This is a genomic window from Roseateles depolymerans (genome assembly GCF_003387155.1).
Lineage (GTDB): Bacteria > Pseudomonadota > Gammaproteobacteria > Burkholderiales > Burkholderiaceae_C > Roseateles > Roseateles depolymerans.
In genome coordinates this window covers 339,416-358,456 of record NZ_QUMT01000003.1, presented here as the reverse complement: position 1 = coordinate 358,456, position 19,041 = coordinate 339,416, and the positions used below count along the sequence as shown (strand labels likewise).

General features: G+C 66.3%; 15 protein-coding genes. 5 read left to right on the top strand and 10 right to left on the bottom strand.

All coding sequences use genetic code 11. The features are described 5' to 3' along the window. Both DES44_RS15405 and DES44_RS15400 read right to left on the bottom strand, forming a co-directional pair. Window positions 1–540, bottom strand: a complete 540-nt coding sequence (locus DES44_RS15405; RefSeq protein ID WP_058933846.1) for a DUF6484 domain-containing protein — start codon at window positions 538–540, stop codon at window positions 1–3. 2 nt (window positions 541–542) lie between these two features. Beyond that, complete coding sequence (locus tag DES44_RS15400; protein ID WP_083525323.1) at window positions 543–2,684, bottom strand: type VI secretion system Vgr family protein; 2,142 nt, start codon at window positions 2,682–2,684, stop codon at window positions 543–545. 302 nt (window positions 2,685–2,986) lie between these two features. On the opposite strand from DES44_RS15400, the gene DES44_RS15395 reads away from it, so the two are divergent. Beyond that, entirely contained in the window at window positions 2,987–3,898 is a 912-nt protein-coding gene (locus tag DES44_RS15395) for a 2-hydroxyacid dehydrogenase (RefSeq protein WP_058937189.1), read from the top strand. Between the two features lie 439 nt (window positions 3,899–4,337). Here the strand turns inward: DES44_RS15395 and DES44_RS15390 are convergent, their stop codons facing one another. Beyond that, a complete protein-coding gene (locus DES44_RS15390; protein WP_058937190.1) occupies window positions 4,338–5,525 on the bottom strand; it encodes a PepSY-associated TM helix domain-containing protein in 1,188 nt (395 codons plus the stop codon). Between the two features lie 410 nt (window positions 5,526–5,935). Further along, window positions 5,936–7,609, bottom strand: a complete 1,674-nt coding sequence (locus tag DES44_RS15380; RefSeq protein ID WP_058933848.1) for an FAD-dependent oxidoreductase — start codon at window positions 7,607–7,609, stop codon at window positions 5,936–5,938. Window positions 7,610–7,800: 191 nt separating this feature from the next. Here DES44_RS15380 and DES44_RS15375 point away from each other — a divergent pair, with 191 nt between their 5' ends. Further along, entirely contained in the window at window positions 7,801–8,286 is a 486-nt protein-coding gene (locus DES44_RS15375; protein WP_058933849.1) for an acyl-CoA thioesterase, read from the top strand. A gap of 153 nt (window positions 8,287–8,439) precedes the next feature. Here the strand turns inward: DES44_RS15375 and gshA are convergent, their stop codons facing one another. The 4 genes from gshA to DES44_RS15355 form a co-directional block, all read right to left on the bottom strand. After that, window positions 8,440–9,969 (bottom strand): glutamate--cysteine ligase, encoded by a 1,530-nt coding sequence (gene gshA / locus DES44_RS15370; RefSeq protein ID WP_058933850.1) that lies wholly within the window; start codon window positions 9,967–9,969, stop codon window positions 8,440–8,442. A 126-nt stretch (window positions 9,970–10,095) separates the two neighbouring features. Continuing rightward, window positions 10,096–10,677, bottom strand: coding sequence for a DUF1415 domain-containing protein (locus DES44_RS15365; protein WP_058933851.1), 582 nt, complete (start codon window positions 10,675–10,677; stop codon window positions 10,096–10,098). After that, window positions 10,674–11,867, bottom strand: coding sequence for a M20 aminoacylase family protein (locus tag DES44_RS15360; protein ID WP_058933852.1), 1,194 nt, complete (start codon window positions 11,865–11,867; stop codon window positions 10,674–10,676). Before DES44_RS15360 ends, DES44_RS15365 begins: the two co-directional genes overlap by 4 nt. Before the next feature lie 77 nt (window positions 11,868–11,944). Beyond that, window positions 11,945–13,081 (bottom strand): ABC transporter substrate-binding protein, encoded by a 1,137-nt coding sequence (locus DES44_RS15355; protein WP_058933853.1) that lies wholly within the window; start codon window positions 13,079–13,081, stop codon window positions 11,945–11,947. 199 nt (window positions 13,082–13,280) lie between these two features. Here DES44_RS15355 and DES44_RS15350 point away from each other — a divergent pair, with 199 nt between their 5' ends. Beyond that, window positions 13,281–15,395, top strand: coding sequence for a molybdopterin-containing oxidoreductase family protein (locus tag DES44_RS15350; RefSeq protein WP_083525326.1), 2,115 nt, complete (start codon window positions 13,281–13,283; stop codon window positions 15,393–15,395). Continuing rightward, window positions 15,392–16,567 carry an aminopeptidase gene (locus DES44_RS15345; protein ID WP_232309921.1) on the top strand — a complete coding sequence of 392 codons (1,176 nt, stop codon included), beginning with the start codon at window positions 15,392–15,394 and terminating at the stop codon, window positions 16,565–16,567. The genes DES44_RS15350 and DES44_RS15345 overlap by 4 nt, the downstream gene beginning before the upstream one ends. Window positions 16,568–16,584: 17 nt before the next feature. Here the strand turns inward: DES44_RS15345 and DES44_RS15340 are convergent, their stop codons facing one another. Together DES44_RS15340 and DES44_RS15335 are read right to left on the bottom strand one after the other, a co-directional pair. Continuing rightward, window positions 16,585–16,998, bottom strand: a complete 414-nt coding sequence (locus tag DES44_RS15340; RefSeq protein WP_083525327.1) for a polyhydroxyalkanoic acid system family protein — start codon at window positions 16,996–16,998, stop codon at window positions 16,585–16,587. Between the two features lie 8 nt (window positions 16,999–17,006). Then, a complete protein-coding gene (locus tag DES44_RS15335; protein ID WP_058933855.1) occupies window positions 17,007–17,258 on the bottom strand; it encodes an acyl-CoA-binding protein in 252 nt (83 codons plus the stop codon). Between the two features lie 108 nt (window positions 17,259–17,366). Between DES44_RS15335 and DES44_RS15330 the strand changes: the two genes are divergently transcribed. Next, window positions 17,367–18,911 (top strand): wax ester/triacylglycerol synthase family O-acyltransferase, encoded by a 1,545-nt coding sequence (locus tag DES44_RS15330; protein ID WP_310732368.1) that lies wholly within the window; start codon window positions 17,367–17,369, stop codon window positions 18,909–18,911. The last annotated feature ends 130 nt before the right edge of the window (window positions 18,912–19,041 follow it).

Sequence of the window (19,041 nt, the reverse complement as noted above, 5' to 3'; positions counted from 1 at the left end):
TCAGTTCACGCTCACCGATGCGCCAAGGATGCGCTGCGACATGTCCGCTTCACTGGTGATGTTTTGGCCGCGCAGATGAATGCGGCCATCGGCGGTCATGAGGATGGCCGCCTCACCGCATCTCAGTTCAATCTCCTGATCTGCCTGAATGACCACCCGCCGCTGTCCGTCCACCGATGCCTCCATGGCGCGCCATGGCTGCGTGACCGGCTGTGGTGGAATCCCGGACGACTGCATAACGCCAAGAATGATCGGCTTCTTTGGATCCCCGCCTTCGAAGGCCACCGCAACGGCCTGCCCGACGCGCTTTACATCCACAACGGTCGCAACGCGCGCGACAAGAGGTTCTGCGCCCAGGAGGAGCACACGCACCAAGGTATCGCCATCGGCGGTCTGGCCTGCCAGCTCCCCAATCGCAATCCCGTCAACCCTGGCCGGGCTGGGAGTGACCGGGCGCTCCAGCATCTGCTGCAGGAGACCAGGGTCCTCTTCAGGCAAAAGCACTGAGGCGGGGTCGTACTCGGAGACGCGATGCTTCATGATCAGTTGTCGTAAATGGTCTTGCCTTTGACGGTGATGTCACCGTCGGCATTGAAGTTCTGAGCGTCGCTGGTACCAACACTGAAAGTGTGCCCGTTGATCGTGATGGCACCATCTGCCTTCATCACAAGGCTGGCTTTGCCGACTGTGATATTGATTTCCTTGGCAGCAGTCAGCGCGTAGCCGCCGGAACTCACGCTCACGGTGTAATCACCACCCAGCACGGACACCTGCTTGAAGAGGCCGACCTGCTCTGTCTGCAGGCCGCCAACAGTCGTGTTCATCGCTGCGCCCACGGAGGTCTGATACCCCAGCCCGATCGTCAGCGCCTTTGCAAGCCCGATTGTCTCGGCCTTGGCCATCGAGACCGTCTCGGTCTTGTTGCCCCCGATCGTCACCGACCGGTTCGACCCGATGTTGATCGTCTCGTTGACGCCTACGTCCTCGGTCCGGTTCATCCCGATCGAGATCTTCTCGTCGAGATCGACCCGCTCAGTGCGATTCTGATGGATCGTGATCGTCTCATCCAGATTCACCGTCTCCGTGCGGTCGCCTTTGACAAGCGTCGTCTCGTGCCTATCGATCGTCTTGGTCCGGTCACGTCCGACCCAATGAGTTTCGTCGTTCTCGACCTCAATGTCCTGGTTCTTCTCCGCGTGGATCCACAGTTGCTCGGCGCCCTGCTTGTCCTCGAAGCGGATCGCGTTGGCATTGCCATAGCTCCCGCCCTTGGTTGAGCGCGTCAGGAATCCACTTTGCGTCGCATTGGCCGGCAGGTCCCAGGGCGGCAGGTTCTCGCCGTTGTAGGTGCGGCCGATGATGATCGGCGCGTCCGGATCGCCTTCGATGAAGCCGACGATCACCTCCTGCCCGATGCGCGGAATGTGGATGCCGCCGAAGTTCGATCCCGCCCATGGATGCGCCACGCTCACCCAGCATGAACTGCGCTCGTCGCGTTTGCCTCGGCGATCCCAATGGAACTGCACCTTCACCCGGCCGAACTTGTCGGTATGGATCTCCTCGCCAGCCGGCCCCGTCACGATCGCCGTCTGCGGCCCCGACACCACCGGCTTGGGCGTTCGGCGCGCGGGCCGAAACTGCTGCTGCGCTGGAATGCAGGTAAAGCTGCAGCGCAGGGAGGTCGCGCCTGAGCCGGATTCGTTCGCTGCCTGATGCAGGCTCAGGTGCGTGCTGGTCACCAGGTACTGCGCGTTTTCGCTGTCACGCGGATGCCGCGTCAGCGAAAGCAGGTGGCCTGTCTGCACGCCCTGCGCGTTGGTCGTGCCGTCGTACATCTCTTGGCTGCTCTGCAATTCGTCGAGCCGATCCTCTACGTACTGCGATCCGTCCCCGGCCTTGGTGTAGCCGCCTGGGTAATCGAAGATCTCGCCCTCCGAGAGGTCGTAATCGCGCTTGACAGACCGACTGGTCTCCAGCGCGCTCGAGGGCTTCTCGAAGTCGTAATCGGTGATGACTACCTTACCGGGCTGGACGCACTGCGCCCCGCTCCAGCTCTGCACGTATTCCAACTGCGGCGCGCCCTGCGACTCCGACCCGTAGAACGGCAACGATTCACATCCGGGCTTCGCGTCGTGCCCGGTGGTGGAGTCGCACAGAACGACCTTGTGCCCGCTCTCGTCATGCTCGACATACCAGTAAATGCCCTCATGCTCCAGCAGCCGCGCAATGAAGTTGAAGTCGGTCTCGCGGTACTGCACGCAGTAGTTCCAGGTCCGGTAGGGGCGCATCAACCTGAATTCGTAACGGGCGACCGGATGGTCCTCGAACACCTGATTGACGATTTCCGGAACTGACATTGCCTGGAAGATCCGGCAGTCGGATGTGCGTGACAGCAGCCACAGCCAGGGCTTGAGCTGCATTTCATAAACGCAGTGCTTGCCTTCAAAGCCCCGCTGTGCGAAGCGGGTGACGTAGCCACTCAGGTGGCGAGGAGCGTCCTCGCGCAATGCAATCGTCAGAGTGGCCAGCTTGCCCAGCAACTCGGTGGCCAAGATGTCCTTGCGCTCGCTGAGCAGCGTCAGTGTGGTGACTCCAACGTCGCTCAGGCCCTCACGCGAAGTGCAGGAATGCACGCGCAGTACGTCGTCAGGCAATACGGTCTTGAGGCGATATGGAGAGGCCATGGCGCGAGGATTCAACAGAGCGCTCACTCTATGGACGTCGTTCAAGAACAACAACTGTCCAAAGTCATGCGCTGGATCGACAGGCGCGTCGTGCCGCCACGCCACCAATTGACGCCTGGCCTCTGTCCAAGCCCGCCACGCCCTGCCCATCCTCCGCGGCTCATGGTGCGAATCACGCCCGGCACTCCGAGGCCCGTCCCCCTGCGACCTATCATCCGCCTCCATGTAACTTGTCCCTGGGGACCTTTGTGAACGACACCCACCCGCCCACCTCCGGTTCACGACCCAAGCTGCTGCTGCTCATGCCGATGGCGCAGGAGCATCAGGCGCAGCTGCGAGAGCGGTTTGAGGTGATTGACGCCCCCACTGCCGCGTTGCGCGCGGAGGCCGTGGCGGCCCATGGTGCGGACATCGAAGTGGTGCTGACCATCGGCGCCGTGGGTCTGCGTGCCGAGGAGATCGCCGCCATGCCGCGCCTCGGGTTTGTGTCCGCGCTCGGTGCAGGCTACGAGAACATCGATGTGGCGGCGGCAAAGGCGCGAGGCATCGCCCTGGCCAATGGCGCCGGCACCAACGACGCCTGCGTGGCCGACCATGCGATGGCCTTGCTGCTGGCCAGCGTGCGGGCGCTGCCGCAGCAGGAGCAGGCCCTGCGTGCGGGGGTCTGGCGCGATGCGCTGCCGCTGCGGCCCAGCGTCAACGGCCGCCGCTTGGGCATCCTGGGTCTGGGCACCATCGGCATGCGCATTGCGCGCCGTGCGGCGGCGTTTGACATGGAGGTCGGTTATCACAACCGTCGTATCCGTCCGGATGCCGGCGCCTACGCCTACTTCGATTCCGTCCTGTCACTGGCCACCTGGGCCGATTTCCTGGTGGTCGCGGCGCCGGGCGGACCCGGCACCCGCCATATCGTCAATGCGCAGGTGCTGCAGGCCTTGGGCCCACAAGGGCATCTGGTCAACATTGCTCGTGGCAGCCTGGTGGACACCGCTGCGCTGGCCAAGGTGCTGGCCGACGGTCAACTGGGCGGCGCGGCCCTGGACGTGTATGAGTCCGAGCCCCATCCGCCGCGCGAGCTGCTGGACTTCCCCAACGTGATCCTCACGCCGCATATTGCGGGCTGGTCCCCGGAATCGGTGCAGGCGACGGTGGATTTGTTCCTGCTCAACGCGGAACGCTGGAAAAACGGTCAGCCGCTGCAGACGCCGATCTGAGCCGGCGGTTGAACGGCGACGCCCTGCATACTCGGACTGCGCAAAAAAATATCCGCCGGGGAGGGCTGCCGACGGTTCGGGCACCGACGCCAACCGCTCCATCAGGGCGGACCAAGGGGGTTTGAACTGAAATGTCGTATCGCGGGGGCTGTATTCAGCCCAGCACCCCGGTCACCAGACCCAGACACGACAAGACGCCAATGCCGAGAACCCACGCATCCGCGTTGTTCAGCGAAGACCAGACTCGTTGCTTGAGCACTTGCATTGCCATCTCCCGTTGCCAGAATGCAATTGCTCAGTGGGCAGCGAGTGAAGAACCGCTCAGCCGATCAATTGCGTTGGGGTGGGGGTGGCTTCGAACTCCCTCGTTGCCACCGTCCGCGATGGATCCAATGTACTGGATGGGCATACAGTAGTCAACGGCTGTTGCACGCAGGGATCACCCCGCTGCCGCGTCCAGGTCTTCCTGCATCAATTCGCGCCCAGCCGCCGTGCTCGCCGCCTGCCGCCGCGCCCCCTGCGGCTTGCGCAACCACAGGTACACGCCAGACCCCAGCACCACGATCGTGGCGAGATCCAGCAGCGCCCACAGCACCTTCATCGGCATGCCGCCGTAGTCCCCGAAATGCAGCGGCTGGGACACCAGCAGCGCGGTGAGGTACCAGGGCAGTTCCGGCGCTGCGGTCAGCACACCGGTCCGCGCGTCCATCAGCAAGGGCGTCAGCAGCTTGGACTTCAGCGGCGTGGCGCCCTTGAGGAACACCGTGTTGTGGTGCGGGCTGGAATAGGACGTCCCCGGGAAGGCGATGAACGACACCTTCATCCCGGACGCATGGCTCACGGCGTTGTCCAGCGCCTGCTGCAAGGAGCCTCGCTGATCCATGGGCGTGACCGGCTCGTCCTTGTAGGGTGCCAACACTGTCGTGAGCTGGTCGTACTGCCAATACTTCACCAGCAGGTCGGCCCAGGTGTTGATCATGCCGGTGGCGCCCACCACAAAACACCAGACCAGCGTGACGATGCCCAGCAGGTTGTGCAGGTCCAGCCAGCGGATGCGGGGGGACCGGTCCCGGCGCACGGCCCCGAAGTCCAGCTTGCGCATGAAGGGGGCATACAGCACCACGCCGCTGACCAGCGCCACCAGCAGCAGCAGCCCCATGAAGCCGAGGAACAGCTTGCCCGGCAGGCCGGCGAACAGGTCCACATGCAGGCGCAGCATCAGGTCCATGAAGCCTTCGCCCACCTTGTAGTCGCCCACCACCTGCCCGGTGCGGGTGTCCACCGCGAGCGACTTGTAGTCATTGGTGGGGGCGGGGGTCGGCGTCAGGGTGAACCACCACAGCCGGTCATCGTCCTCGTTCGGGCCAGCGAACTGAATGACCCGGTCCGGATACCGCGCCTTGGCGGCGGCGGCCATCACGTCCAGGCTGACCGGCGCGCGCTGTGCCAACGCGGCCTGCTCACCGGTCAGTGTCGGGGCCTGGATATCGTCGCCCAGCCAGTGGCTGATTTCATGATGGAAGATCAGCGGCAGGCCGGTCAGGCACAGCAGCAGCATGAACAGCGTGCAGATCAGGCTGGTCCACTTGTGCACCCAGGTCCAGGCGCGGATGGCGGGGGCGCTCATCATGCGCGGGGCTCCACTGCGGCTGCCGTTCCCCTGGCGTGCGGCTGTACTGGCGACGCCGCTGCGAATGAAGCGAGCGCCGAGGTCGCCGGGGCGGTTTCGATTGTGGCGGTGGCAGTGGCAGAACCAGTGGCTGAACCAGTGGCTGAACCAGACGGACTCCCGTCGCTGTCAGCTGGCGTCCGGCGCCACCCGAACCAGCCCATCACGCCGACCGGAATCCCCAGCGCGACCCAGGACCAGACGTCGCCCCAGTGGTCCGACACCAGCGCGGTGAACAGCCCGCTGGCTGTCAGCAGACCCAGCAGCAGCGGCCAGCCCCAGAGCCGGCGGAATTCCGACGAGAACATTTGCGAAGCTTTCTCAAATGAAAGTTGTTCTCATCTTAACGGGTCAATGGCCCAACGACGTCAGGCCGTCTGCGCTTCCCGCGCGAGGTACTGATGGATGCTGGCCACCACCTGTGCACCTTCCCCGATGGCGCCGCCCACCCGTTTCACCGACCCGGAGCGGACATCCCCCACTGCAAACACCCCAGGCACGCTGGATTCCAGCAAGGACCGCTCATACCCCGGCAGCGAACACTCGCACGCCTTGCCGGTGACGATGAAGCCGGACTTGTCCAGTTCCAGCCCGCAATCGACCACGCAGCCGGTTTCCGGCTCGGCGCCGATGAAGAGGAAAAGATGCTGCGTCGCCAGCCGGCGTTCCCGGCCATCCCGGCGGTCGCGCCAGGTGACGGCTTCCAGGGTGTCGCCGCCTTCCAGCCGGCAGACCTCCTGGTGGGGGATCAGTTCGATGTTGGGCGTGCTCTTGATGCGATCGATCAGGTAGCGGGACATGGTCGCCGCCAGACCGGGGCCGCGAACCAGGATGATGACCTTGGCCGCATGGTTGGCCAGGAACACAGCGGCCTGTCCGGCCGAATTGCCCCCGCCCACCAGCACCACCGTCTTGCGGCTGCACACCCGGGCCTCGATGGGGGAGGCCCAATAGAAGACCCCACGCCCTTCGTAACGCGGCAATTCCTCGATGTCCGGCCGCCGATACCGGGCGCCGGTGGCGATGACCGCGGTGCGGGCGCGCAGGATGCGGCCGTCTTCCAGCGTCAGACGGAGTTCGCGCTGGTCGTTCTCACGGTGGCAGCTCATGTGAGTGACCCGCGACGGAATCAGCATGTCGGCCCCGAACTTCTGGGCCTGGACATAGGCGCGGCCCGCCAGAGCCTGGCCGGTGATGCCGGTGGGGAAGCCCAGGTAGTTCTCGATGCGGGAACTGGCTCCCGCCTGACCACCGTAGGCCCTGCAGTCCACCACCAGCACCGACAGGCCTTCGGAGGCCGCATACACGGCCGCGGAGAGCCCGCCGGGCCCCGCGCCGATGATCACCACATCGAACAGGTCGGGCCGCTCCCGCGAATCCACCATGCCGAAGCAGCGGGCCACCTCGTCGTCGGAAGGATCGATCGCCACGGTGCCGTCCGGGCACAGCACCAGCAGCTCCGCGCCGTCCGTCATGTATTGCTGGGCGGCGGTACGGGCGTCGTCGTTGTCCTTGGGGTCCAGGAACTTGTAGGGGAAGCCGTTGCGCTCCAGGAAGCTGCGCAGGCGCATCACCGACGCGCTCCCTGGACGCCCGATCAGCGTGGCGCCGCCGGCGCCGCTTTCGATCAGGCCGACCCGGCGCAGGATGAAGGCCCGGGTGAGCCGCTCGCCAAGGTCGGCTTCCGCGATCAGCAGCGCCCGCAATTGGGGCGGGGAGACCTCGATGGCCTCCACGTCGCTCAGCGCCTGCGCATCCACCAGCGCCGGCCGGCCGCTGAGCTGGCCCACCTCGCCCATGAACTGACCGGCCCCGTGAGTGACGATGGGCGTGGTGTGGCCCATGCTGTCGTGATGGCTGATGGCCACCTCGCCGCTGAGCACCAGCAGCATGCCCATGCCTTCGTCACCGGTGCGCACGACCCACTCGCCGGCCGAATAGCGCCGCAACTGGCCAAAACGGGCCACACGCGCCATGTCCACCATGCCCAGCGTGGGGAACATCTGGTCGCGCCGGTTGTCCAAATGATTGGGCTGAGCCATCAATACCTCCTGCCTGCACCCTAACCGAGCTGGGAAGCGACAGCAAGCGCCGTTGGAGGTAGTGCGGCCTGCATCGCCCGCCAGACCCTGAACGGGTGGGGCCTCGCACGGTGGCTGTCTCTCCCTGGCGTCAGAAGGGGTGAACTCTGGCAGGATGACGACGCCGTCTTGTTTCCACCCAGGAGTTTTGAATGGATCTGCCTTCCCACCAGCTCACCATGACCGTGCTGATGACGCCCGACATGGCCAATTTCTCGGGCAACGTGCATGGCGGCACCATTCTCAAGCTGCTGGACCAGGCGGCTTATGCCTGCGCCAGCCGGTATGCCGGGCGCTACGTGGTGACGCTGTCGGTGGACCAGGTCATGTTCCGCCAGCCCATTCACGTGGGGGAACTGGTGAGCTTCCTGGCCTCGGTGAACTACACCGGCACGTCGTCGATGGAAATCGGCATCAAGGTGGTGACCGAGAACATCCGCGAGCAGGCGGTGCGGCATGCCAACAGCTGCTTTTTCACCATGGTCGCGGTCGATGACGAAGGGCGTCCGGTCGCCGTGCCGCCGCTGCAGCCGGGCACCGTCGATGAAAAGCGCCGCTTCGAGGCGGCCAAGGAACGCAAGAAGCTGCGGATGGAGCTGCAGCAGCGCCAGGACCAGCTACGCAGCTCGGTGCTCTGAGCGTTCGCCGCCAAAGGCTCGGTGCCCGCGATGCCGCGCGGCCGGGCCTATCAGCGCTAGAAGTCGATGGGCCCCAGAGCCCCAGAGCCCCAGAGCCCATGAACCCCTGAGGTCATCCTTCCCCGGGCACCGCGCTGCTCACCGCAGCGCCCCTCAGCGCAGATTCGCCGGATCCAGGTACTGCTGCCGGAAGGTCTCGAAGTCCATGGTGTCGGCCGCTTCGATCTCGGCTTGCTTTTGCAGCGACTGGCGCGCGGAGGCGTCGAAGCGCTCCATCAGGCCGGCCGGCGCCGGTTGGTCCAGCACATGCTGCCGGGCCCAGGCCGACTGGCGGCCGATGAAGCCCAGGTGGGACGACTCATGCTGCGTCTGCATCGCCGCCAGCACGCGGGCGGACGGCAGCTGGTCGAAATCAGCCCAGCGCGCCCGGGCCTGCTCCAGCGCTTCCCCGTAGAGGCTGCCGCCCAGCTCGCCGTCGAGGCGCTGCGCGATCGGGCCAAAGGCCTCCAGCAGTTCCCGGCCCCAGTCCCGCAGCGACACGGTGGTGTCTCCGCGTTCCAGTTGCAGGCCAGGCTCCCGGCCGGCCGAGGCCGTGCGTTGCTGGTTGCGTGCCAGTGCCGCGAGTTCCGCGGGCGAGTCGCCCGGGCTGTCGGTCAGCCAGCAGTGCAGCAGGAAGATGTCCAGGAAGCGCATCGTGCTGGCGGCAATGCCGACCGGCTCGAAGGGGTCCAGGTCCATGCAGCGGACCTCGACATATTCGACGCCGCGCTCGCGCAGCGCATGCAGCGGCCGCTCGCCGGAGCGGATGGTGCGCTTGGGACGGATGGTGCCGTAGAACTCGTTTTCGATCTGCAGCAGCGTGGTGGAGAGCTGGTTGTACTCGCCGCCCGGATTCAGGATGCCGATCTTCTCGTAGGCGGGGTAGGGACGGGTCAGGGCTTCCTGCAGCGACGCGGCATACCCGTCCAGGCCGTTGTAGCTGACGGACAGCGTGGACTGCGCGTCGCTCTGGTAGCCGAGCCGGCCCATGCGCAGCGAGGTGGCATAAGGCAGGTGCAGGGCGCCCTCGCCCTGCGGGCCCATCATCGGCTGCAGGCCGTGGTCGCGCCCGGCCACGAAGCTGCCGCACAGCGCGGGTGAGGCGCCGAACAGCGTCAACAGCAGAAAGGAGTGGCGACGGAAATTGCGGATCAGGCCGAAGTAATCGTCATTGCCCAGGCCCGGCAGCGACCAGTTGTAGTGGATGCCGGAGATGGTCTGCATGCGCCGGCCATACCGGTGGCCCAGCCCCATGCGGTAGACGCTCTTGGCACGGCCGATGTTGGATGAGCCGTAGCGACCCAGCGGAATGGTCTCGTCCGCGGGCAGCAGACAGGGCATGCTGGAGGCCCACATCAGCTCGTCGCCCAGGTTGCGGTAGACGGCCTGATGGATCTCGGTGAGCTGCTGCACGCAGTCCTGCGCGCTGGCATGCACGCCGGTGATCAGCTCCAGCTGCGACTCGCTGAAGTCGGTGGTCACCGTTTCATGGGTCAGGGCAGAGCCCAGGGCCGCGGGATGGGGGGTGAGCGCCAGGCTGCCCACGCCAGGCAGCGCGCGCAGGCTTTCCTTCTCGACACCGCGGCGCATTCCCGCCAGGCGTGCCGGATCCAGGGCCTTCCATCGCTGCAACCAATCGCTCAAAACCCGCTCCTTGTTCGTTGTGGGCGCGCAAGTTAACAGAAGTAAGTGAACCCCGCTTGACGCGGATTAATACCGGATGTGGTACGGCACCCCTGCCTGAGTGGCCTCAGCGGGAAGGACGGATCTTCAGTCCCGCGGGCCGCTCAGCTCCGGCGCATGCGGGCCGACATCCAGCGCCTCCCAGCCCTTGCGGCCGATGCGGCGCAGCGTGTCGATGTTGGCCTCGTAGATGGCGTCGGTGTCCGGCATGCTGTCCATCGCCTTCTCGATGCTGTCTTCACGCAGCAGGTGCAGCGTCGGGTAGGGCGAGCGGTTGCTGTAGTTGTCGACGTCGTCCGGCTCGGTGCCCTCGAACTGGTAGTCCGGGTGGAAGCTGGCGACCTGCAGGATGCCGTCGAGTTCCAGGTCGTCCACCAGCGCATCGGCGGCGCCCAGGAAGTCGTTGAAGTCGAGGAAGTCGTTCAACACCAGCGGGTGGACCAGCAGCGTGGTCTCGGTCTGCTCCGGGTCGGCACGGCGCAGGGCCAGCAGTTCCCGCGCCAGGTCCTGCAGCAGGGCCTCGGGCGTCTCAGCTGCACTCACCACGATGCGCAGGCGCTGGTTCACCTCCACGCTCTTGGCAAAGGGGCACAGATTCAGCCCGATGACGGCCCGCTGCACCCAGCGGTGTGTGTCGTCACGGACGGTGGTTTCCTGGAGATCGGTCATCGGTCTTGCTTGAACCAGGACTCCACCAGGCGCACCCACATGGAGCCGCCCAGCGGGATCAGGTCGTCATTGAAGTCGTAGCTGGGGTTGTGCAGCATGCAGGGGCCCAGGCCGTGGCCGCCCTCGCGGTGGCTGCCGTCGCCGTTGCCGATCAGGAAATAGCAGCCCGGCACCTTCTGCAGGTAGTAGCTGAAATCTTCGGCGCCCATGGTCGGCTCGAAGTCCTGCACGTTGGCGGCGCCCACCATGTCCGTCACCACCTGACGGGCGAATTCGGTTTCGCGGGCGTGGTTGATGGTGGGGGGATAGTTGCGGTGGAAGTGGAAATCGCAGCTCACCTCGAAGGCCTGGCCGGTGGCCTCGGTGATGGTGCGCATGCGCTGCTCGATCAGGTCCAGCGTCTCCAGCGTGAAGGTGCGCACGGTGCCCTGCATCTCGCAGCTTTCGGGGATCACGTTGGTGGCTTCCCCGGCATGGATCATGGTCACCGAGATCACGCCGGCATCGATCGGACGCTTGTTTCGGGTGATGATGGTCTGGAAGGCCTGCACCAGATGGGTGGCCACGATGACCGGGTCGTTGCCCAGATGCGGCATGGCCCCGTGGGCGCCCTTGCCCTTGATGGTGATCTTGAATTCGTTGCTGGACGCAAACACCGGGCCGGTCTTCAGTGCGAACTGTCCGGCGGCCATGCCGGGCCAGTTGTGGACGCCGAACATGGCCTCCATCGGGAACTTCTCGAACAGGCCGTCCTTGATCATTTCGCGGGCGCCGCCGCCGCCTTCCTCGGCCGGCTGGAAGACCAGATACAGCGTGCCTTCGAAGTCCCGGTGCTTCGACAGATGCTTGGCCGCCGACAGCAGCATGGCGGTGTGGCCGTCATGGCCGCAGGCGTGCATCTTCCCGGGATGCTTGCTGGCGTGGGGGAAGTTGTTGTGCTCGGTGATGGGCAGCGCGTCGATGTCGGCGCGCAGGCCGAGGGTGCGCGGCCCGTCGCGGCCCTTGAGAATGCCCACGACGCCGGTTTTGCCAAGGCCCCGGTGCACGGGGATGCCCCAGTCGGTCAGCGTCTGGGCGATCAAGTCGGATGTGCGGTCTTCATGAAAGCACAGTTCCGGATGGGCATGGAGGTCGCGCCGCAGGGCGGCAATGGCCGGTGCGTCGGCCAGGATGGGTTCGATCAGCTTCATAGCGGCACTCCGGGCAGAACCAGGCGCCGCTGGAGTGCAGCGCCTGCTTCAAGCCAGTGTACTGCCGCCCGCGCAGGTCAGCGCTTGACGCGGCCGTCCGACGTCAGCATGGACAGCTCCACAAAGCCGGAGCCCACATGCTTGTTGGGACGGAAACCGACGTTGAAGCCGCCGGTGTTGTACGCCGTCATGCTTTCCAGGGCCGCGACCAGACCTTCGCGGGTCGGGCGGGCCATGCGGCGGATGGCTTCGCTGATCACCTTGGCGGCGATGTAGCCTTCCATCGCCGTGTAGTTGAACTTCTGGCCGGCCTTGGTGGCGGCGGCCTGGTATTCGCCCACCACGCCGATGCCGCTGCCGAAGGGGTAGGGCATGACCTGGCTGACCACCACGCCCATGGCTTCGGGGCCCAGTTCGTCCAGCAGGGCCTGCGTGCCCACGAAGGACACGTTGTAGAACACACCGCCATAACCGGCCTTGCGGGCCGCACGGATGAAGGCCGCGCAGGCCTTGTAGGCGCCGATCATCACGATCGCTTCCGGCGGCGAGCCGGTCTGCACCAGCTCCTTGACCGCCTTGGCCACGTCCACGCTGTTGCGCTCCACCGTGGAGATGCCCACCGGCTGGATGCCCAGCGGCTTCATGGCACGGTTCACGCCGTCCAGACCGGCCTTGCCGTACGCGTCGTTCTGGTGGAACACGGAGATGCGCATCAGGCCCAGATGGGTCAGCTGCTTGACGATCAGCGCGGTCTCGTCGTAGTAGGACGCGCGGATGTGGAACACCCAGGGGCTGGCCGGGTCACGCAGCGATTCGGCGCCGGTCAGGGGGGCGAAGAACGGAATCTTGGCCTGGTTGACCAGCGGAAGGGCGGCCAGCGAGGTCGGGGTGCCGACGTAGCCGAACAGGGCAAAGACGTCGTCCGCGATCAGCTTTTCAGTGTTGGCCTTGCAGCGCTCGGGCTCATAGCCGTCGTCCAGTGAGCGCAGTTCGATGGTGGTGCCGTTGATGCCGCCGGCGGCGTTCTGGGCGTCGAAGAACAGTCGTGCGCCCGCCTGCATCTGCAGACCCAGCTGGGCGGCCGGACCACTCAGCGGTGCGGACTGACCCAGCACCAGACGCTTGCGGTCCTGGGCCAGCACAGGCGCGCTGAAGGGAACGGTGGCCAGCGCGCCGAGGGCGCTGATCGAGGCAATGACTTGGCGACGTTGCAAGAGGGACTCCCTGATTGGCTTTGGCAGACCTGTCAGGCGAAACAGCAGACCGGGCGACAGGGCCGACTTGTGCAGTCGACGGTATTGTCCGGAAAAGAGGCTGACAAAGAAGGCCTTAATTGGCACGAGCTTAGCTGCTTGTGAAGACCGCGTTCGGTAAGAAAACGCAAGCGGGTGGCGCCTGTGCAATAGTTGGCGCATGAGCGCCGTCGTTCCAGAGAATTCCGTGCAAGCCACGCGACACCCAACAGCTCCTGCCCCGGAGCCTCACGCCAGCACAGACCCCGCGCAGTCGGCCGCCCAGCGGGTGGTGAAAGGAGCCTGTCCGCATGACTGTCCGGACACCTGTGCCCTTCGGGTAACGGTTGACAACGGCCGGGTCGTGAAAGTCCAGGGCCAGCCGGACCATGCCAGCACCCACGGGGCCTTGTGCACCAAGGTGTCCCGCTATCCGGAACGCACCTACCATGCGGACCGGGTGCTGCATCCGCTCAAGCGGGTGAGTGCCAAGGGCGACACACCCCGTTTCGAGCGAATCAGCTGGCAACAGGCGCTGTCCGAGATCGGCGGTCGCCTGCAGGCCATTGCCGCGCGCAACCCGCAGGCCATCCTGCCCTACAGCTATGCCGGCACCATGGGCCTGCTGCAGGGGGAGGGCATGGCCGCGCGCTTCTTTCACCGACTGGGCGCCTCCCGGCTGGACCGCACCATCTGCGCATCGGCCGGCGGCGCCGGTCTGGCCGCCACCTATGGCCACAAGGTCGGCATGCATCTGCGATTTTTCGCGGAGTCGCGGCTGATCCTGCTGTGGGGCACCAATTCCATCGCGTCCAACCTGCATTTCTGGACCTTTGCCAACCAGGCCAAACGGCAGGGCGCCAAGCTGGTCTGCATCGACCCGCGCAAGACCGAAACCGCCGACAAGTGCCATCAGCATCTGGCGCTGCTGCCGGGCACGGACGGGGCGCTGGCGCTGGGGCTGATCCATGAGCTGATCGCCCACGACTGGCTGGACCACGACTACATCACCCGCCACGTGGACGGCTGGGACGAGCTGCGCGCGCGGGCCCTGGCCTGGACGCCGGAGCGCACCGCCGAGGAATGCGGGCTGACGGCGGACGAGGTGCGGGGCCTGGCGCGCGACTACGCCACCACGTCCCCCGCCGCCATTCGCCTGAACTACGGCATGCAGCGGGTGCGCGGCGGCGGCAATGCGGTGCGACTGATCGCCCTGCTGCCGTGCCTGACCGGGGCGTGGCGGCACCGCGCGGGCGGCTTGCTGCTGTCGTCCTCCGGCTGGTATGCGCCGCTGCGCAACCCGACGCTGGAGCGGGCCGACCTGCGGGGCGGACGACCCAGCCGCGTCATCAACATGAGCACCATCGGCGACGACCTGCTGCGGCCGGCATCGCCGGACTTCGGCCCGCGCATCGAGGCGCTGATCGTCTACAACAGCAACCCGGTGGCGGTGGCGCCGGAGTCGCCCAAGGTGGTGGCCGGCTTCCAGCGCAGCGACCTGCTGACGGTGGTGCTGGAACACTTCATGACCGACACGGCCGACCTGGCCGACTATGTGCTGCCCGCCACCACGCAGCTGGAACATCTGGACATCCACACCAGCTACGGCCACACCGATGTGCTGATCAATGAACCCGCGGTGCCGCCGCTGGGCGAGGCGCGGCCCAACACGCAGATCTTCCGGGACCTCGCCGCCGCCATGGGCCTGGACGATCCGGCCCTGCAGGAAAACGACGAGACGCTGCTGCGCCAGGCCTTTGGTCCGGCGGTGGACCTTCAGGCGCTGCGATCCCAGGGCTGGGTCTCGCTGCCGCTGCCGGAGGCGCCGTTTGCCCAGGGCGGTTTCCCCACGGCCAGCGGACGTGCCAGCGCGGTGGGCGCGGACTATCTGCCCAACTATGAAAGCCGTCGCAGCGCACCGGCCCTGGCAGCGCGTTATCCGCTGGCGATGATCTCGCCGCCGGCCCGCAACTTCCTCAACAGCAGCTTCGTCAATGTGACCAGCCTGCGGGACATCGAAGGCGAGCAACTGCTGGAAATGCATGACAGCGATGCCCACAGCCGCGGCTTGTCCGACGGGCAGACGGTGCGGGTGTTCAACGATCGGGGCAGCTATCAATGCCGGCTGCAGGTCTCGCATCGCGCCCGGCCCGGCGTCGTGCACGGCCTGGGCATCTGGTGGCGCAAGCTGGGCCTGGACGGACGCAATGTGAATGAAGTGACGCATCAGCAGCTCACCGACCTGGGCGCCGCGCCCTGTTTCTATGACTGCCTGGTGGAGGTGAGTGCCGCGTGACCGACTCTGACCGCTCCCGCAAGTCGTCGAACCCCCCGGATGCCGTGGAGGCCACCGCCTTGCGTGCAGGCTTTGAGGAACCACACCCGCGGCCGCGTCGAGGTCTGGGGCTGCGCCGGCTGTTGCCGCTGCTCGGCGCCGGGCTGGTGGGCGGCACGCTCGCGCTGCTGGGGGGCTGCGCCCAATGGGGCTATTACAGCCAGTCGATCTCGGGCCATCTGTCGCTCGTGCGGGCGGCCAGACCGGTCCCCGAGGTCCTGGCCGAGCCAGGCCTGGACCCGACGCTGCGCCAGCAACTGGTGCTCTCCCAGACCCTGCGGGACTACGCCATCACCGAACTGCACCTGCCCGACAACAGCAGCTACCGGCGTTATGCGGACCTGCATCGCGGATCGGCCGTCTGGAACGTGGTGGCCACGCCGCCGCTGAGCCTGCAGCTCAAGACCTGGTGTTATCCCATCATGGGCTGCGCGGGCTATCGCGGGTATTTCAAGCGGGACGATGCCCTGGCGCAGGCGGCCCAGCTCAAGGCCGAAGGCCTGGAGCCGTATGTCTACGGTGTGCCGGCGTATTCGTCGCTGGGCTGGAGCAACTGGATCGGGGGCGACCCGCTGCTCAACACCTTCATCCAGTATCCGGAGGGTCAGCTGGCCCGGATGATCTTCCATGAGCTGGCCCATCAGGTGGCCTATGCCGACGACGACACCGCCTTCAACGAAAGCTTCGCCACGGCCGTGGAGCAACTGGGCGTGTCACGCTGGATGCAGGCGCGACCGGAGGCGCTCAAGGCGGACGAAGTCTCGCGTCAGCGGCAGGACCAGGTGCAGGCCCTGCTGCGTGCCGGCCGCGACCGGCTGCGCACGCTGTTCCAGAGCGCTGTGAGCGACGACGACAAGCGGGCGGGCAAGGCCGAGATCTTCGCCCGCATGCGGCAGGACTATGAAGCGCTCAAGCGCGATCAGTGGAACGGCGACGACCGGTTTGACCGCTGGTTCCTGTCGCTCAACACACCGGCGCTGGCCATTCAGGGCAGCTACACCGACCTGGTGCCCGACTTCCTGCGGCTGTTTGACCGCCAGGGACGGGACTGGCACCGCTTCTATGCGGAAGTGAAGCGGCTGGCGCGGCTGCCCAAGGATGAACGGCGGGTGCAGCTCGCGGCAGGCGGATGACGGGGGTGATGGCTTTCCTAGCGCTTGGCAGGTTTGCCGGTCTTGCCTGCCTTGCCCGCCTTGCCCGTCTTGAGGGACTTGCCCGCCAGCGCTTCCAGCTTGCTGGTGGTCTTGACCTTGGACTTGGTGGCGACGCCGGCCTCCTTGGCCAGCAGGGCGTCCAGCACCCGTCCCACCTCGTTCTCGATCTGCTTGCGGAAAGCGCTGAGCAGAAAACCGAGCCGGGCCTGCAGCTCGAAGCTGTCGCCGCGGACTTCCAGGCTGCCATTCACGCCGTCGCGCACGAAGGTGACGGTGTCGCTGTCGTCGCCTTCGTGGATGGTGCAGTCCATCGCATACCGCTCTTCCAGTTCCTCGGCCCACGACAGGGCGATGGCGCGGGCGCGGGTCAGCCCGAAGGCGTGGGCGCGGTGGACATGAATGTCAGCCATGGCCCGGCTTACTGCAGGCTCTCGACCAGGTCGATGTATTGCTGCATGGCCTCTTCCTGGCTGGTGCCTTCCAGGCCCTTCCAGGCGTCGTACTTGGCGCGGTTGACCATGTCGGTGAAGCCGGGGCGGTCGCCTTCGACATCGCCGGCGCTGGCCTGCTTGAAGAGGGCATACATCTTCAGCAGCGTCATGTTGTCCGGGCGTTCCGGCAACTGCTTGGACGCCGCCACGGCAGCGTCGAACTGGTCTTTCAGGCTCATGGTGTCTCCCAGAATATGGAGGATCGCCCCATTCAAGACAATGAGGCGCCTGAAGTCAATGTTAACCACCCCGCCCCCTGTCCCCGACTGGGGCGTGCTCTCTACTTCATGAAGAACCGCCGGGCTCCCGACATCGCCGATCCGCCGGTGCCGCCACTGCTGCCGCCCCCGCCGCTGCCTCCCGGTGAGCCGATGGCCGCCATGGACGCCGCCTGGCTGCGCCTGGACACGCCCACGAGCCGGATGGTGATCGTGAGCCTGCTGATGCTCAGGCCGTCCATCACGCTGGCGGCGCTGCGGGCGCAGGTGGAGGCGCGGCTGCTGCGCCATGACCGGTTCCGGCAGAGGGTGGTGGACGAGGCACCGGGCCCGCGCTGGGAAGAAGATCCGGCCTTCGACCTGGGCCGTCATGTGCAGGCGGAGACCTTGCCGCGCCGGCGGGCGCAGAGCCTGGAGGCGGCGCTGAAGGCCCGGGTGGCGGACCTGGCCGCCGAGCCGCTGGATCCGGCCCATCCGCTGTGGGCCATGCATCTGGTGGAAGCGTATGACGGGGGCAGCGCGCTGATCGTGCGGGTGCATCACTGCATCGCCGACGGACTGGCGCTGATTGCGGTCATCCTCTCGATCACGGATGGCGGCGCCTTGCCCGTGTCGGCGGCGCGCGTCCCTCCGGGCGGCGCTGAAGGCGAGGGCTGGACGGATGCATTTCTCAAGCCGATCAGTGACTGGACGGTGCGCGCGTTGCAGGACCGGGCGTCCAGGGCCGGCCAGCCGCAGGGTGGCAAAGGCAGCAAAGACGGCAAAGCCAGCAAAGACGGCAAAGCCAGCAAGGGCAGCAAAGGCGCCCCGCCGGCCGGGGATGACGGGTCCGCAGCCGCCGCCGAGTTTCTGAGCGCGCAGATGGCCAGCGACATCGCTGCGCTGGCCATCGTCGAAGACGACTCCCCCACCCGCCTCAAAGGCCGCCCTGGGCGGACCAAACGCGTGGCCTGGGGCCACGGCGTGCCGCTGGACGCCGTGCAGGCGGTGGGCAAGTCGCTCGGCGTGTCGGTCAATGATGTGCTGATGAGTTGTGTGGCCGGCGCCATCGGTGCCTATCTGCGGGCGCACGGCGACGACACCCGCGGCCAGGAGATCCGCGCCATGGTGCCGGTCAACCTGCGCCCGATGGAGGACGCCTGGCAGCTCGGCAATCGCTTCGGCGTGGTGCCGCTGGTGCTGCCCATCGGCCTGAGCAATCCGGTGCAGCGGCTGTATGCGGTGCACAGCCGCATGAAGGCCCTCAAGTCCAGTCTGCAGCCGGTGCTGGCCTTCGGCCTGATGGCTGCGGCCGGTTTGCTGCGGCCCGAGCAGCAGCGCCTGCTCAACGACTTCCAGCGCAAGGCCACCGCGGTGATGACCAATGTGCCGGGACCGTCGGCCCCGCTGCAGTTCTGCGGCGCGCAGGTGGAGCGGGTGATGTTCTGGGTGCCGCAGTCCGGCGATGTCGGTGTCGGCGTGAGCCTGCTGACCTACGCCGGTCAGGTGCAGTTCGGCCTGCTCACCGATGCGGGCCTGTGCCCGGACCCGCAAGCCATCGTGGATGCCTTCGAGCCGGAGTTCCAGCAACTGCTGACCCTGGCCCTGATGCTGCCCTGGGAAGCCGGGGCCTGAAGCGCAAATAGGGCAAGCGCCCATGGCCCTTAAGGAGTAGGGGCCCGACTGGCGAGCGCGGGACGCGCAAGGCCGGCTGTCTTCGAATAATCCTTGAACCGCCTACCCCCCGAGGTTGGCCGGTATTTCC